The 15,306-nt window shown below is 65.8% G+C and carries 12 protein-coding genes, 1 pseudogene and 1 riboswitch; of the genes and pseudogenes, 5 read left to right on the top strand and 8 right to left on the bottom strand.

From position 1 onward, the window contains the following. Positions 1–61 precede the first annotated feature (61 nt). Both HV770_RS31615 and HV770_RS39045 read left to right on the top strand, forming a co-directional pair. A pseudogene (locus HV770_RS31615) lies at positions 62–2,326 on the top strand (xanthine dehydrogenase family protein molybdopterin-binding subunit); the annotation flags it as partial. Then, positions 2,303–2,857, top strand: a complete 555-nt coding sequence (locus HV770_RS39045) for a (2Fe-2S)-binding protein (RefSeq protein ID WP_281366247.1) — start codon at positions 2,303–2,305, stop codon at positions 2,855–2,857. The pseudogene HV770_RS31615 and the gene HV770_RS39045, both read left to right, overlap by 24 nt. 237 nt (positions 2,858–3,094) lie before the next feature. Here the strand turns inward: HV770_RS39045 and HV770_RS31610 are convergent, their stop codons facing one another. From HV770_RS31610 to HV770_RS31580, 7 genes are all read right to left on the bottom strand, one after another. Then, the gene (locus tag HV770_RS31610; protein ID WP_175165441.1) at positions 3,095–4,648 is read right to left on the bottom strand and encodes an efflux transporter outer membrane subunit; all 1,554 of its coding nucleotides are present in this window, start codon (positions 4,646–4,648) and stop codon (positions 3,095–3,097) included. Next, the gene (locus tag HV770_RS31605; protein ID WP_175165440.1) at positions 4,645–5,652 is read right to left on the bottom strand and encodes an efflux RND transporter periplasmic adaptor subunit; all 1,008 of its coding nucleotides are present in this window, start codon (positions 5,650–5,652) and stop codon (positions 4,645–4,647) included. The genes HV770_RS31610 and HV770_RS31605 overlap by 4 nt, the downstream gene beginning before the upstream one ends. Continuing rightward, entirely contained in the window at positions 5,649–5,858 is a 210-nt protein-coding gene (locus HV770_RS31600; RefSeq protein ID WP_175165439.1) for a DUF1656 domain-containing protein, read from the bottom strand. Before HV770_RS31600 ends, HV770_RS31605 begins: the two co-directional genes overlap by 4 nt. Before the next feature lie 43 nt (positions 5,859–5,901). Next, positions 5,902–8,004, bottom strand: coding sequence for an FUSC family protein (locus tag HV770_RS31595; RefSeq protein WP_175165438.1), 2,103 nt, complete (start codon positions 8,002–8,004; stop codon positions 5,902–5,904). A gap of 6 nt (positions 8,005–8,010) precedes the next feature. Next, positions 8,011–8,697, bottom strand: a complete 687-nt coding sequence (locus HV770_RS31590) for a MarR family winged helix-turn-helix transcriptional regulator (RefSeq protein WP_175165437.1) — start codon at positions 8,695–8,697, stop codon at positions 8,011–8,013. A gap of 243 nt (positions 8,698–8,940) precedes the next feature. Continuing rightward, entirely contained in the window at positions 8,941–10,599 is a 1,659-nt protein-coding gene (locus tag HV770_RS31585) for an ATP-binding protein (protein ID WP_175165436.1), read from the bottom strand. A gap of 4 nt (positions 10,600–10,603) precedes the next feature. Further along, positions 10,604–12,121: an ATPase domain-containing protein gene (locus HV770_RS31580; RefSeq protein WP_175165435.1), complete on the bottom strand. Its 1,518-nt coding sequence runs from the start codon at positions 12,119–12,121 to the stop codon at positions 10,604–10,606. A 249-nt stretch (positions 12,122–12,370) separates the two neighbouring features. Between HV770_RS31580 and HV770_RS31575 the strand changes: the two genes are divergently transcribed. Further along, entirely contained in the window at positions 12,371–12,811 is a 441-nt protein-coding gene (locus tag HV770_RS31575) for a hypothetical protein (RefSeq protein WP_175165434.1), read from the top strand. A gap of 42 nt (positions 12,812–12,853) precedes the next feature. On the opposite strand, the gene HV770_RS31570 is transcribed toward HV770_RS31575, so the two are convergent. Further along, on the bottom strand, positions 12,854–13,480 hold the full coding sequence (locus HV770_RS31570; protein ID WP_175165433.1) for a histidine phosphatase family protein: 627 nt from the start codon (positions 13,478–13,480) through the stop codon (positions 12,854–12,856). A 104-nt stretch (positions 13,481–13,584) separates the two neighbouring features. Beyond that, a riboswitch (adenosylcobalamin (AdoCbl) riboswitch) is annotated at positions 13,585–13,671 on the top strand. Positions 13,672–13,724: 53 nt separating this feature from the next. On the opposite strand from HV770_RS31570, the gene HV770_RS31565 reads away from it, so the two are divergent. Next, positions 13,725–13,946 (top strand): CbtB domain-containing protein, encoded by a 222-nt coding sequence (locus HV770_RS31565; RefSeq protein ID WP_121320359.1) that lies wholly within the window; start codon positions 13,725–13,727, stop codon positions 13,944–13,946. Between the two features lie 11 nt (positions 13,947–13,957). Beyond that, entirely contained in the window at positions 13,958–14,698 is a 741-nt protein-coding gene (locus tag HV770_RS31560) for a CbtA family protein (RefSeq protein ID WP_175165432.1), read from the top strand. Positions 14,699–15,306: the final 608 nt, after the last annotated feature.

Raw genomic sequence — 15,306 nt, 5'->3', positions numbered from 1 at the left:
CGCGCGCGCAGCCGCGCTTTCGCAGCTTCCTTGTCGCCGTGCAAGCTGATCGAGCCATGTCATGTTAAAGCGCAGAACGTTCCTGCTCGGCGGCGCCGGCGCGGTGGGCGCGTTGCTGGTCGGCTGGGGGGTGTTGCCGCCGCGCCAGCGGCTGAACACGTCGACGCCGCTGCCCACCCAAGGCTCACAAGTCGCGCTCAACGGCTGGGTCAAGATCGCCGCCGACAACACCGTGACGATCATGATGAGCAAGGCGGAAATGGGGCAAGGCGTGCACACCGGCCTCGCGATGCTGCTCGCCGAGGAACTCGACGCCGACTGGTCGCGGGTTCGGGTCGAGGAAGCGCCGATCGACAAGATCTACAACAGCGTGCAGAACATCATCGACGATCTGCCGTTTCGCCCCGATGACGACAGCGCGTTCAAGCGCACGACGATCTGGTTCGCCCGCAAAGCGGTGCGTGAGGCCGGCACGATGATGACGGGCGGCTCGTCGAGCATCAACGATCTCTGGACGCCGATGCGCGAAGCCGGGGCGTCGGCGCGCATGATGCTGATCGGCGCGGCGGCCGAGCAATGGAAGGTGCCTGCCGCCGAATGCCGCACGGAGAATGGCTACGTGCTGCATGGGCCGGGCCATAAGGCGAGCTTCGGCGAGTTGTCGTCGATGGCTACGCTGCAAGCGTTCCCGCGCAAGGTGGAGTTGAAGAATCCCGCTGACTTCAAGCTGATCGGCCAACCCATCCGCCGCATCGAGGCCGCGTCGAAGATCAACGGCGCGGCGCGCTTCGGCATCGACGCGCTGCCCGACGGCCTGTTGTACGCGGGCGTCGTGATGTGCCCGACGCTCGGCGGCTCGGTCGCGCATTTCGACGAGACAGCCGCCCGAAAGATGCCGGGCTTTATCAAGGCGCTGGCCTTCGCGCCGTATAGCGGCGGCAGCGGCGGCGTCGCGGTGATCGCGGACAACCCGTATCGCGCGATGAACGCGGTCGAGAAGATCGACGTGAGCTGGCACGATGGCGCCGCCGCGACCGTATCGAGCGCGGACGTAGACCGGCGTCTTGCGCAGGCGCTCGACGACAGCAACGGCCACACCTACTTTCATCGCGGCGACGTCGATGCCGCCTTGAGTGGCGCGGCGCGTGTCATCGATGCCGAGTATCACGCGCCGTATCTCGCGCACGGCGCGGTCGAGCCGGTCAACTGCACTGCGCAGGTCGCGGACGGCGCGGCCACCGTCTGGGTCTCCACACAAATGCCCGCGCTCGCGCGGCAGCACGTGGCCAAAGTGCTCGACATCGACGCCGACAAGGTCGACTTGCAGACGCAACTGCTCGGCGGCGCGTTCGGCCGGCGGCTGGAATTCGATTTCATCGTACAGGCCGCCGTGATTGCGCGCGAAGGCGGCGGCCATCCGGTGCAGACCATATGGTCACGCGCGCAGGATTTCACGCACGACTTCTATCGGCCCGCGTGCGTGTCGCGGCTCAAGGCCGGCCTCGACGAACACGGCAAAGTGCTCGCGTGGCGCAGCACGTCGGCGAGTCAGGCGATCGTGCCGGAATCGCTCGCGCGCTACTACGGCGTGCCGCGCATTCCCATCGACAAAACCACCTGCGAAGGCGCGTTCGATCAGCCGTACGAATGGCCCGCCGCGCGCGTCGCGCATAAGATCGTCGAGCTGCCGGTGCCGGTCGGCTTCTGGCGCTCGGTCGGCCATTCGCACCAGGCGTTCTTCACCGAGAGCTTCACCGATGAGCTCGCGGCCGCAGCCGGCCAGGACGCGATCGCGTTCCGCGCGGCGCTGCTCGCGGAGCATCCGCGCCATCTGGCGGTATTGAAGCGTGTCGCCGAGTTGTCGGAGTGGGGACAGCCGATGAAGCCCGCCGCTGACGGTGCGCCGTGTGCGCGCGGCGTTGCGTTGCACGAGGCGTTCGGCAGTGTGGTCGCGCAGGTGGCGGAGGTGTCGCTCGGGCCGAAGCGGCAGATTCGCGTGCATCGGGTGGTGTGCGTGATCGATTGCGGACTGCCCGTGAATCCGAACCTGATCTGTCAGCAGATGGAAAGCGGGATCGTGTTCGGTCTGTCGGCCGCGTTGCAGGACGAGGTCTCGATCGTCAAGGGCCAGGTGCAACAGAAGAACTTCGTCGATTTCCCAGTCGTGCGGATGAACGATTGTCCGGTGATCAAAACCGACATCATGCCGAGCCGGATGCACCCGCAAGGCGTCGGCGAGCCGGCCGTGCCGCCGATCGCACCGGCGCTCGCCAATGCGGTGTTCATGCTGACCGGCACGCGTTTGCGCACGCTCCCGTTGCGGCTCGAAAAACTGCCCGTAACGGCTTCGAATCCGCAAGGATGCAAGGTTGCGCCGCGGCAGCAGGCAAGCAAGGGGGCGCTGAACATCAACGGCCGCGCGGTGGCGGTGCACGCCGAGCCGGACATGCCGCTGCTGTGGGCGCTGCGCTGCGAACTCGGCATGACCGGCACCAAGTTCGGCTGCGGCGTGGGGATTTGCGGCGCGTGCACGATCCATCTGGATGGCGCCGCCTGCCTCGCGTGTCAGACGACGATGTCTTGCGTGGGCTACACGCAGAAAATCACGACCATCGAAGGCGTGCAGGGCGCCGAAGCGCAAGCGTTGAAAGCGGCGTGGATCGATCTCGACGTGGTGCAATGCGGTTATTGCCAAAGCGCGCAACTGATGGCGGCGTGCGCGCTGCTCAAGCGCATACCGAATCCGACCGATGCGGATATCGACGCGGCGATGTCGAACATCGTGTGCCGTTGCGGCACGTATCCGCGGGTGCGGGCGGCGATCCACCAGGCGGCCGCGAAGCGCCGGCAGGCTTAATGCCGCCGGCGCGTCCTCCGCAAAGACTGCGCGAGTGCCGGCAGATGCCGTACGGGCTCAATTCGCCAGCATCTCGACCACGGCGACCACCGCCGTGAAGATGCCGATACATCCGCCCAGCGTGACTGCGCCTTGCATGAATGGCGACATACGTGACCCCGTAATGTGTGGTTGGTGTCGTGTATTTAACCGTAAATGAAAGGCAAAAGAAAGCTAGTCAAAAATAATTCGTAAGCATCAGGGCGCTTTGGCCGCGGTCGCCGTCGCCGCGGTCGGTATGGTCTTCGCCGCGGGTCCTGTGGCCTGAGGCGAAGACACCGCGGGCGCGCTCTGCGCATCCATTTCCCATCCGCCGCCGAGCGCGAGGAACAGGTTCACCTGGTCGATCGCCACCTGGCCTTCGGCGGTCGCGACCTGAGACTTCACCGAGGTCAGCGTGCGCGTCGCGTCCAGGTCCGAGACGAAGGATTCGCGCCCGGCGCGATATAGCCGATGCGTTTCATCCGCCGACTCGGTCGCCGACTTCAATGCGGCGCGCAATGATTCGGCGCGCGCGTAGTCGGAGGCGTAGGTCGCGAGATTGGTTTCGGTCTCGCGCAGTGCGGTCAGCACCACGCCGTCGAATTTCGCGAGCGCCACTTCGCTCGACGCCTCCGCCTCACGCACGCGACCACGCGCGCCGTTGGTGGGGAAATTCCAGTTGATCAGCGGACCGAACGCCCAACGCGCCGTGGGCAACGTGGGGATGTCCTCGAGAATCCCGGTGTAGCCCGCTGACGCACCGAGGCTGATCGTCGGATACAGCGCTCCCGTGGCGACACCAATGCGCGCCGTCGACGCCGCCAGTTGACGCTCCGCTTCGCGCACGTCCGGACGGCGCTTGAGCAGCGCGGCGCCGTCGCCGACCGGAATCGGCTGGCGGATTTGCGGCAGCCGCTCGCAAGCCAGCACGGCCGGCGGCAGGTCGGACGGTGCGCGGGCGAGCAGCGCGGCGAGCCGATATTGCGCGATCTTGCGGCGCGCCGTGTAGCGCGGAATATCCGCCGACAACGTATCCACCTGAGTCTGGCCGCGCGTCACGTCGGGCTGGTTGCCACGGCCCGCGTCACGCAGACGCCGCGACACGTCCACGCGCTGCTTCTGCAAGCCGAGCGACTGTTGCGCGATCCTGAGTTCCTCGGCCGCCGAGCATTGTTCGACGTAAGAGCGCACCACGTCCGCCACCACGGTGATCCGCGCGAGGTCGCCGGCGGCCTGCACGGACTGGGTGTCCGCCTGCGCCGCTTCCACGCCGCGCCGCAGCTTGCCGAACAGATCGAATTCATACGAGATGCTGATACCGAAGTTACCCTCGTTGGCGACCGGCAGTTTCTCGAACAGCAGGTACTGTTCGGCCGATTCCTGCGCGCGCTGGACCTCCGCCGACGCCTTGCCGGAGAAGCCGCCCTGCGCCTGCGCGACGCCCAGCGCTTCGCGCGAGCGCGCGAGATTCGCCGCCGCGACGCGCAAGTCGGTGTTCGATTGCAGCGCTTCGTCGACGAGACCGTTCAGCACCGGGTCGTCGTACAGCTTCCACCACACGGTGGGCACGTTGCGGGCCGAGGTCAGCGCCGGGTCGGCGCCTTCGAGCGGTGCATTCGCAAGCGGCGCGTTGACGAGCGCCTGTTGCGGCAACGAATAGTTCGGGCCGACGGTCATGCAGCCATTGAGCACGACGGCGAGCGGCAACAGCGGCAGCAGGGGCCACAGCGGCAGAGAGGACAGGGAGGACAGGCCTGGCGACAGCTTCATTGCGAGGCGCCCGACGAAATCGTCGCCGACGCCGGCTGCGTAGCCGACGCACCCGTCACCGCCGACGCAGCCGGCGCCCGAGCATCAACCGCAGCGGAAGCACCCGAAGCACCCACAGCACCGCGCCTCCTCACCGGCGACAGATCGCGCACCGACACCGTCGCGGTGCGGCCGGCGATCATCCGGAAATCAGCGGGTATTTCATCGAGCGCGACGCGCACCGGAATGCGCTGCGCGAGCCGCACCCAGCTGAACGCCGGATTCACGTTCGGCAGCAGATTCGAGCCTTGTGTGCGGTCGCGGTCCTCGATGCCGGCGACGATGCTCTGCACGTGCCCGCGCAACGCGGCCGGCTCGCCCATGACCCTGATGTCGACCGGCTGGCCGATGTCGATGCCGCGCAGCTTGGTTTCCTCGAAATAGCCGTCGACGCGGAACGAATGCATGTCCACCACCGCGACCACCGCGCGGCCCGCCGCGACGAATTCGCCGGTGCGCGGCGCGCGATCGTTCAGATAACCGTCGACCGGGCTCACGATCGTCGCGCGTTGCAGGTTCAGCCTCGCGGTGTCGATCGCCACGTTCGCATCGGCGAGCGCGGCTTCGCCCGCCTCGACGCGCGAGCGGCTTTCTTCCGCGACCTCGGCGGCGACCAGGTTGCCGAGCTTGCGGTTGCGCGCATCTTCCCGGCGCGCCTGATCGAGCGTCGCGCGCCGCTGCTGCGCGGTGGCCTGCGCCTGGCGCAGCGCGAGCGTGTAGCGGGCCTGGTCGATCACGAACAGCACCTGGCCTTGCTTGACCTGCTGGTTGTCCACCACCTCGACCGACGAGATCAGCCCCGAGATATCCGGCGCGACCTGGATCACGTCGGCGCGTACGTGTCCGTCGCGGGTCCACGGCGCGAACATGTAATAGGCGACGAGTTTCCACAGCACGAAGGCTGCCACCACGACCACGATCAGGGTCAGCACAATCTGACCGACGGAGAACCAGGTTTTTTTCACGTTATTAGTCTGTGCGAAACGACAACGACAAGGCCCAGCACCAGCACATAGATGCCGAGATCGAAGATGGAGCGATGCCAGACGAAGCGGTAAAAACCGACGCGTGCGAGCACCGTGCGGATCACCACGTTGATCAGATAGGCGACGAACATCAGCACGAGCACGGCCGGCACGAACACGCCGAAGATATCGATTTCACCGATCATCGCGAGGAGTCAGGAAGGTGGAACGGGTGGCAGGACGGGCGCATCAGGCTGCGGTCTCCGGTTCGGGCGGCGTCGGTGACGTCAGCGTCGCCGGAAACAGCGAAAGACGCAAGCCGATCAGCGCGTGCAGCGCGTCGCGCAACTGACGGGCCGAGGTCGGCGAAGTGGCGGTGGGCGCCGCCGCGTTGGCGAGCCCCTGTGAGATCACCCGCGCGACCGCGGCATCGATCGACCGCATCAGGCTCTCGGGTACCGGCTCGCGCTTGCGGCGATTGACGCAGCTCTCGTAGTAAGTACGCACTCCATCGAGCACGTGGGCGATCGCCGCCGGTGCTTCGCCGCCGAGTTTGCCGGTCAGGCGGCGCAGGTCGAGCGCGTTGAAGCCGATGCGCAGATCGCGGAAGCTTTCGATCGACGGGTGGCGGTGATCGTCGGTGGCGGCCAGACGCGGGATCAGTTGCATCAGGCGGTCGAGCATGCGCGCGGCGAGATTGCGCGGGTCTTCGATCGGCAGCGTCGAAGCCGTGAGCGCGACGTCGGCCCAGCTCGAACGCAAGAGCCGTGACGCGGCGAGTTCGGCGCCGAACGGGCGCGTCACGCGGGTCCATAGGTACGCATACAGCAGGCCGGCAAGGCCCGCGAGATTGGCGTTCATGAACGTAAGGAAGTTCGCGTCGTACGCGTCCTGAATGCTGATGAACGTAGCCGTGTTCACCGCCACCAGCACGGTCGCCATATTGAACTGTGGACGCGGGATCAGCGTGCCCACCAGGATGAACGGCGCGGCGAACAGGATCACCAGCATCGGAAAGTCGTGCACGTGCGGCAGCACCGCGAACAGATAGACGCCCGCCACCAGCACGCTGATGCCGGTGGCGAGGAAGAAGCGGAACACCATCGGTGCGGGTTCGTCGAGGGCCGCGAAGAAGCAGCAGGCCACCGCCGCGAGTGTCACCGCGCTGGCGCCGTCGTTCCAGCCCGAGCTGATCCACAGGCTGCACGCGAGCACCACGGCGAGTCCCGCCGACACGGTGGCGAACAGCATGATGCCGCGGTCGTAGAAGCGCTGGGTGCCGCCCAGGCGCCAGTGGCGGAAATGCGGCCGCCACGAACCTTCTTCTCGCGTGATGATGATGCGCAGCGAACGGCAGTCCTGCCACACGTCGACCACCTGCTTCATGCGCCACAGTGCGTTCGACAACAACGCGCCGTCCCAGCTCGCGAGCGCGGCAGCGGGCGGGCGCATGGCCGCGATGCGCTCGCGCAGCGCGTCGGCGCTGGCGTCGGGATGATAGCCCTCGCTGACGGCGGGCAGCGGTTCGTTGAACCACTTGATCACATCGGCGAGCAGCGCTTCGAGCCCTTCGGGCCAGCTCTGGCGACCGCTGTTGTAGAGCGCGATCAGCGGATCGGCGAGCGACGACATGATCGGCAGCAGCAGTTGCATGCGTCCGCGCAGTTCGTGGGCGCGCGCCAGCACGTCCGGCCGCGTGTGATCGTAAGCGAGCTGGCTCAGCAGCAATTCCAGACCGTTGATGGTGCTGGCGAGCCGCTGACGCGCGCCCGAGATCGCCGAGCCGGCGATGCGTCCCGACAGCGTTTCGGTCGCATAGAACGCGGCGTCGCGAAACCACGCGTCGGTGCGCTCGATGATGGTCGGCGCGAGGCGGCTCGGAAACAGCGAACTGCCGACGATGCTCGCGCAGACGATGCCGAGCGTGATCTCCTCGGTACGGCTGATCGCGAGGTCGAACACGCCGGCCGGGTTCATCACCGAGGGCAGCGCGATGATCGGCATCGTATAGGCGGCCAGCATGAACACGTAACTGCGCGCGGTCCGGTCGGATACCGCGAGGTAGAGCAGCGTGCCGGTCCACAGCGCGACGATCACGCTGAAGAGATACGGCGATTCGACGAAGGGCGGCACCAGCAGCACGGCGGCCGCGGCGCCGAGCGCCGTGCCGAGCGCGCGATACAGCGCCTTCGAACGCGTTGCGCCGACGAACGGATTCGACACGATATAGACCGTGGCCATCGCCCAGTACGGCCGCGGCAGTTCGAACGCGAGGCCGATGTAGAGCGCAAGCATGGCCGCGGCAAAGGTCTTGACCGAGAACAGCCAGTCACGCAGGGTGGGATAGGCCATGTGCCGTTATGCCGGATCACCGGCGTGATGCGGCGCCGCTGCGTCTGCTTTGCCTTTGTTGGACGCGGGCGCTTTGGCGGCTTTGCGAGTCTTGCCGGCTGCTGGCGGAAGCTTGGCCGGTGTTTGTTGGGGCTGCTGCGTGCGTTGCTTTTGCTGCGCGTGTCGAGCTTGTTGCGAGGCTTGCGCAGCTTGCGTGCGTCGCGCCTGTTGCATCGGTTGGCCGGGCTGGGCGCGCTCGCTGCCGCCCTGCTCGGCCCGTTCGGCCGCGTCGTTCGTGAAGGCATCGAGCACGCGCAAGGCCGCTTCGAGATCGCTGCGCGACACGCCCTTGAGCGCGTGCGCCCGCAACGTGACCAGTTCTTCTTCCATTTTCGCGGTGACAGCGCGGCCTTCATCCGTAAGCGCCACAGTTTTCGCGCGGCGGTCTTCGGGGTCTTCTTCCCGGCGCATCAGGCCCGCTGCGCACAGTTGATCGAGCAGCCGCACGAGCGAAGGCCCCTCGATGCCGACGTGATCGGCGAGCGTCACCTGGCGCACCGCCGCGCCGAGCCGGCTGGCGGTCAGGAGCGGCGTGGCGCACGCCTCGGACACGTTGAACGCCGCCAGCACGCCGTGGCTCGTGCGCCGCCACTTTCTGGCAGCGACAACCAGGGTGCTGCTGACGGTGCGGCGGAGAGTGTCGAGATTCGGCATGCGCGGTATTGTATTTTCCAAAACATTCGTTAGCAACCTATTGAATTGGAAATTTTTCGGCCGGGGGAAGTTTGCGGAAGCGGAGGGCGGACCGCGCCGGCGGTAAGAACGGTCCATGCGCGGAGCATGAATGCATGCCGACCGCGCCGGTTGCAAAGGTATGCGAGCCGGGACGTCGTCAGCACCCACCTTGCGGCATGGGGTGCCGTGCCCCGGCTAGCACGCCGTGCTCAAGCCTCTCGCTCAAGCCGCGAGCCCGAGCCGTACGGTCCGCGCGAGATCGTCGAGCTGAAACGGTTTGCGCAGAATCGTGCAGCGCTTCACCGCCAGACCGGAAATATCCACGTCGGCATAACCGGTCGCGAGAATCACCGGCAAGTCCTCGCGCATCGCGCGCGCGGCGGCGATGACGTCGATACCGTTCATGCCAGGCATCGCGAAGTCGACCATCAGCAAATCGGGCTTGTCGTCCTGTAGGCGGTTCAGGCCGGCCTGGCCGTCCGCGGCTTCGGTCACCGTATAGCCGAGCATTCTCAGCGACTCGACCAGCATGGCGCGCACCTCGCTGTCGTCCTCGACCACCAGCACGCGCTTCTCGCCGACGGCATTCGCTTCGGCATCGGATGCCGCTTCGGTCTGCGGGGCTTCGCGTTCGCGCAGCGGCAGCCAGAGCTCCACCGTGGTGCCCGCGCCTTCCTCGCTGAAGAGCCGCGCGGTGCCGCCCGCCTGCCGCGCGATGCCATAGACCTGACTCAGGCCGAGTCCCGTGCCCTTGCCGATCGGCTTGGTGGTGAAGAACGGATCGAATACGCGCGATACCACGTCGGGCGGCACGCCCGAGCCGGTATCGACGACTTCGACCACCACGTAACGGCCGTCGTCGAGCGTCGGGTCGGGTGCCGCGCGCTCGCGCACGCGGATCTTGAGCTGGCCGCCGGCCGGCATCGCGTCGCGCGCGTTGATCGCGAGATTGAGGATCGCCAGTTCGAGCTGATTGGCATCGGCCTGAGTCCACATCTCGCCGCTGTCGAACTCGTTGGTGTAGCGGATGCTCGACCCGAGCGATACCGTGATGATGTCGCGCATGCCATGCAGCAACGCGACCACGTCCACCGCTTTCAGATCGAGGTTGCTGTTGCGGGAGAAGGTCAGCAGCTGGCCCGTCAGTTTCGCGCCGCGTTCGGTCGCGCGTTTGACGGTGGCGGCCATGCCGCGAATGCGCTCGTCGGCACTGACCCGCGCGATCAGTTCCGCGTTGACCATGATCACGTTCAGCAGATTGTTGAAGTCATGCGCGATGCCGCCGGTCAACTGCCCGAGCGCTTCCATCTTCTGCGATTGCACCAGCACCGCCTGCACTTTGGCGCGCTCGTGAATCTCCATCATCAGCCGGTTATTGGCGGACGCGAGCTCATGCGTGCGTTCGGCGATGCGGCTTTCCAGCGAATCGTTCAGCTGCACCAGCGCCGCTTGCGCTTCGATCCGTTCGGCCAGATGGCGGCGCGATTCATACTGCCGCGCGCGCGCCCGCAGTGACGAGGCCACTGCCCGCCGCAGCGTTTCCGAATTCAACGGACGTTCGAGCACGACCACGTTGCCGAGCCGTTCGAGCACTTCCAGCCCGCGCGCGGAGCGATGCCCGACGCGCGACGCGGCGAGCAGGATGAACGGGAAGTCGGACCACGCCGGCTGTCTTTCGAGCCATGCGAACAGGCGCGACGCATGGCCGCCGGCGAGCGCTTCCTCGGCGATCAGCGCGGCGCCTGCGCCGGCGTCGAGCGCGGTGGTGAGCGCGTCGGCGTCGCGGCATCGCACGCACACTCGCTCGTCCTTGTGCAGGACTTCGGCGATCACCTCGGCGTCGCGGCCGAACGGCGCCAGGATGAGGACGCGTTGCTCCATGACCTTACCGCCCCAACGTTTCGATGACGCGATCCGGCACGCCGAGCAGAGCGGTGCTGCCGCGATAGGACGGCAAGCCGGAGAGCACGCCCTCGAAGTCGCGCAGCGCTTCGCCCACTTCCACGCCGTCCCTGCCGAGCCGGAACTGGCGGATCGAGCGTTCGTGCGCGTTCGCGCGGCTCTTCACGGCGGTCACGGCCGTCAGCACTTCGCCGTGGTGCTCGAAGTAGCGGAACAGCACGACGACGTCGCTGAGATAGCTGATGTCGAGATCGTTCTGCACTTCGCCGATGATGCCGTGCTGCCCCAACACCAGCATCGTGATAATGCCTTGCTGGTTCAGGTAGCCGAGCAGTTCGTGCATTTGCAATAGCAGGTAGCGCTCGCCGGGCATCGCCTGGAGATACGCGTTCAGGCTGTCGATTGCGACATAGCGCGCGCCCCGTTGTTCGACCGCGTCGCGCACGTCGCTCGCGAATTCGCCCGGCGAGATTTCCGCCGGATCGATCTGGCGCAGCGTCAGCAGGCCGCTCTTGACGTGTGGCGAGAGCTGCATGCCGAGCGTCGCGCAGCGGATCGTCAGCGTGGTCAACGTTTCGTCGAACACGTAGTAGACGCAGCGCTCGCCGCGCTCGAGCGCGGCGATCAGGCACGACACCACGGTGGTGGTCTTGCCGACTCCCGACGGGCCGATCATCAGCGCATTGGTGCCGGGAATCAGCCCGCCGCCGAGCAGCGCATCGAGACCGGCCGTGCCGGTGCTGACCGGTGCCGCGTCGAATTCGGCGTGATGTTCGGCCGCGACGAGGCGCGGATAGACGTGGATGCCGCCCGTGTCGAGCGTGAAGTCGTGAAAGCCCTCGCGGAACTTGATGCCGCGCATCTTCGCGATGCGTGCGCGGCGCCGGTTGCCGCCGTAGTCGTGCGCGAGGTTGTCGAGCGTAATCACGCCGTGCGCGATGCTGTGCAGTTGCACGTCGCCGGGATCCGACGAATTGTCGTCGAGCAGCAGCACCGTGCATTCACGGGTCGCGAAATAACGTTTGAGCGCGAGAATCTGCCGGCGGTAGCGCAGCGGGTTCTGCGAAAGCAGACGCAGTTCGGAGAGACTGTCGAGCACGATGCGCGCGGGTTTGAGTTCTTCGACCTGCTCGATCACATTGCGCACGGTTTCGCCTAGCTCGACTTCCGCTGGGTGCAGCACGGTCTGCTCGTATTGCGGGCCGAGGCCTTCGTCGGAGAGCAACTCGAGGATCGAGAAGCGGCTGACGTCCCAGCCGTGGCTTTCGCCGACCGAGACCAGCTCGGAGCGGGTTTCGGAGAGCGTGATGTACAGGCCGGTCTGGCCTTCCTCGACGCCCTTGAGTAGGAATTGCAAGGCCAAGGTGGTTTTACCGGTACCCGGTTCGCCTTCCACCAGGTACATACGGTTGGGTGTGAGACCTCCCCCCAGAATGTTGTCGATTCCTTCGATGCCGCTGGAAAGGCGGGCCGGGGTGTCGGCGGCAATTTTGTTTGACATGGCGTAGCGGTGTGCGTCGGTATGGGTGGCGGAATTCTCTGGGCCGGTACGGCGGGGACGCAAGTTGTGTGCCATTAGTGCGGGGAGCGGGTTATTGCGGAGCTGCGGCGCGGGAGGGACATACGCGGGGTGGTGGCGCGCATGACGCTGTAGCCGCCCATGGGCATGGCGCGTGCTGGCGCGTTGAGCGCAGGTTGGGAATGCGTCAATGCCGTCCGCCAGGCCTCTTTTCACCAGACTGCCGCCGATATGAACAACTTCCGATTACTTGCCGCTGTCTATGCCGCCGCATCGCTCGGCGCGTTATTGCCGGGTGCCGCGTATGCCGACGATACGCCCAGCCCGTGCGCCGCGCTCAAACGGATCGTGTCGGCCGCGCCCGACGGTCTTGCGTCGTTGACGCCGGAAGACGGCAGAGGCGTTGCGCAACCCTATGGCGACGACGCGCAATGTTCCGCGAGTCATCGCAGTTTCCAATGCACTTGGACGCCGCATGGCGATGCCGGCTCGAAGCTGGACGCGCTGCAAGCCGTGGCGGCGGATATCGCATCGTGTTTGCCGGACGCGACGCATGATCAGAATTCGCCGGGGCGCCAGCACTTTTATCTGGGCGCGAAGGGCAGGCGGACCGATATCACGCTGACGCCGGCGGGGGCGAACAGTTTGCGTCTGGTCGTGTCGGGAAAGTGAGGGAGCTGCGGTCGGGCGGCTGGCGGTTACGATTGGATGCGGCTAGAGGGAGGCCGGCCGCCATGTCCAGCCACGCTGCGAATGCCGCAACTCGACCATCGAGAGCGGCGTGATCTCGATGCGCGGAAACACCGTGGGCGATGCCCCTGTCGCATGCACGATCGCGGCCCGCAGCAGCGGAGCGTGCGTCACGGCGACAACCGTGTGTGCGCGGCTCGATGCGGCGCTCGTCTTTCCATTGGTTGTTCCGCCGCCAGTTTCATCCGGCGTGCCGAGCGCGTCGAGCCATTGCCCCATTCGCGTGACTAGCTGACTGAACGATTCGCCGCCGGGTGGCGCGGCGTCGGGGTCAAGCGTCCATGCGGCCAGCTCTTGCGGCGCTTCGATGGCGAGATCGGCGAGGCGCCTTCCCTGCCAGTTGCCATAGTTGATATCCGCCAGCGCGGCGTCGACGGTCGCAGCAAGGCCCAGCGCCGACGCCGTGTCGCGTGCACAAGTGGCCGGGCTGACAAAGGCGGCCGCGTCGCCGGAAAGCGCAGCACGCAGACGTGTCGCATCGGCTTTGACTTCGGCGAGGCCGCGCGCGTCCAGCGGATCGTCGGCGGGAAAGCGGCCTGCGCGTTGCGCGGCGGTCGATGCGGGGCTCAGCAGTAACAGTCGCATGTCCATTCCGTTCGTTTTCCTCGATGCCGTGCCGACACGCGACGCCGGCCCGCATCGTGCGGCCTCCGACGTTCACGAAGGCCGAAGTTTAGCGCGTAGAATAACGGGGCTGCGAAGCACGGAAGCCGGTGAGAGCCCGGCGCGGTCGCGCCACTGTAATCGGCACCACTAGCCGAAAGCCAGACCTGAGCTTCGCACCATTCCCTCTGCAATCGACTTTCGGGGCGCGCTACCCCCAGGAGATGTCCTCATGACCGAAGCTGTTTTCGATTCCGCTTCCCAACCCGTCGCCCAACCCACGCCGATTCCGCTGCGCGAGTTGCTGCCGTGGGTCGTGTTCGGCGGCTTGTTGCTGTTGCTCGCGCTTTACTTCGTCGGTGCGGAACAGGGCGCCACGTCGCTGGTGCCCGGCATGTACGTGCATGAATTCGTGCACGACGGCCGCCATCTGCTTGGCTTTCCTTGCCACTAACGGAGTCGGACATGGTTGGTAAATTGTTGGTGCGCGGGATGCTCGCAGGCATCGCCGCGGGACTGCTCACGTTCGGCTTCGCCAGAATGGTCGGCGAGCCGCAGGTCGATCAGGCGATTTCGTTCGAAGAAAAGGCCGAGGCTGCGCATGGTGATGCGCCCGAACCCGAACTCGTGAGCCGCGACACGCAAGCGGGCCTGGGCTTGCTGACGGGCGTGGTGACGTATGGGGCGGCGTTCGGCGGCCTGTTGTCGCTGGTATTCGCCTACGCGTATGGACGAGTGGGCGCGATGAGCGCGCGCGCGTTATCCGCATGGCTCGCGCTGGGCGCGTTCATTGCACTGGTGATCGTGCCGAACATGAAGTACCCGGCGAATCCGCCGTCAGTCGGCAACCCCGAGACGATCGGCATGCGCACGGGGCTGTTCTTCCTGATGATCGCAATCTCGCTGACGGCGATGGTGTTCTCGCTGAAAGTCCGGCGGCGCGCGGTGATGAAGCTCGGCGCATGGAACGGCTCGATTGTCGCGGGACTGGTGTTCGTGGCGATCATCGCAGCGGTGCAACTGTCGATGCCGGACCTCAACGAAGTGCCGGCGGCTTTCCCTGCCGTGCTGCTGTGGAAGTTCCGCGTCGCGGCGATTGGCATGCAGGTGATCATGTGGACGACGATCGGACTGCTGTTCGGCGCGCTGGTCGAGCGCGGCGCTTTCATGCGCGTGAATGGGGGCGCGGTAACCCGGTCGGCTTGATCTTGGGCTAGACGGGCGTGACCACGAAGGTAGATGGCCGCGCCCGGCGCGCAACGCGCGAGAATGGCTTTACATCAAGGACTTGGCGCGGTTGTGGGAAGGTTATCCACAGGCTTGCGCACTTTTTCTGTGGACAAGTTTCGCGGGACGGCTCTGGTCTGCTGTATAGGTGCGTGGCCGCAAAGCGAGTTCATCAGACTCTGCGCGACTTTCCGTCTGGTAGGAGGAATATCCAACCGTGCGACGGACACGTCCGCTCCCGCTCCATCCCATCTGGTGTCCGCACTCTCTATTAGTCGCTCGCTGGCTTTGCTCGACGCGCCAGATTAAATCGGACGACTAACTAATTTGCCGCCACCTTCAAAGTCCTTCCTTTCGGCGCTTCTCAACTTTTCGAAAATAATTGCATCGAAGGGGTTGACGGGGTGTGGGCCGCATCGCATAATTCGCCTCCCGTTAGATGACGGACGCGAAGAAAGCAGAGCTTCTGAGCGAATGATCTTTAAAAATTAACAGCCGATAAGTGTGGGCGCTTGATGCGTGACGCGACGGTGGATTCTGCGGAATCTGCCGTAAAAGCGGAAGTATCAAGTCTCACACAGTAATGA

Origin of the sequence: Paraburkholderia fynbosensis, assembly GCF_902859935.1 — a bacterium.
GTDB classification, from domain to species: Bacteria; Pseudomonadota; Gammaproteobacteria; order Burkholderiales; family Burkholderiaceae; genus Paraburkholderia; species Paraburkholderia fynbosensis.
This window is presented reverse-complemented; position numbering and strand designations above follow the sequence as displayed.

Excerpts from the sequence above, each read along its gene's own strand:
- HV770_RS31610 (WP_175165441.1), bottom strand. The coding sequence starts at position 4,648 with ATGAAGCTGTCGCCAGGCCTGTCCTCCCTGTCCTCTCTGCCGCTGTGG.
- HV770_RS31600 (WP_175165439.1), bottom strand. The coding sequence starts at position 5,858 with ATGATCGGTGAAATCGATATCTTCGGCGTGTTCGTGCCGGCCGTGCTC.
- HV770_RS31595 (WP_175165438.1), bottom strand. The coding sequence starts at position 8,004 with ATGGCCTATCCCACCCTGCGTGACTGGCTGTTCTCGGTCAAGACCTTT.
- HV770_RS31590 (WP_175165437.1), bottom strand. The coding sequence starts at position 8,697 with ATGCCGAATCTCGACACTCTCCGCCGCACCGTCAGCAGCACCCTGGTT.
- HV770_RS31585 (WP_175165436.1), bottom strand. The coding sequence starts at position 10,599 with ATGGAGCAACGCGTCCTCATCCTGGCGCCGTTCGGCCGCGACGCCGAG.
- HV770_RS31580 (WP_175165435.1), bottom strand. The coding sequence starts at position 12,121 with ATGTCAAACAAAATTGCCGCCGACACCCCGGCCCGCCTTTCCAGCGGC.
- HV770_RS31575 (WP_175165434.1), top strand. The coding sequence starts at position 12,371 with ATGAACAACTTCCGATTACTTGCCGCTGTCTATGCCGCCGCATCGCTC.
- HV770_RS31570 (WP_175165433.1), bottom strand. The coding sequence starts at position 13,480 with ATGGACATGCGACTGTTACTGCTGAGCCCCGCATCGACCGCCGCGCAA.
- HV770_RS31565 (WP_121320359.1), top strand. The coding sequence starts at position 13,725 with ATGACCGAAGCTGTTTTCGATTCCGCTTCCCAACCCGTCGCCCAACCC.
- HV770_RS31560 (WP_175165432.1), top strand. The coding sequence starts at position 13,958 with ATGGTTGGTAAATTGTTGGTGCGCGGGATGCTCGCAGGCATCGCCGCG.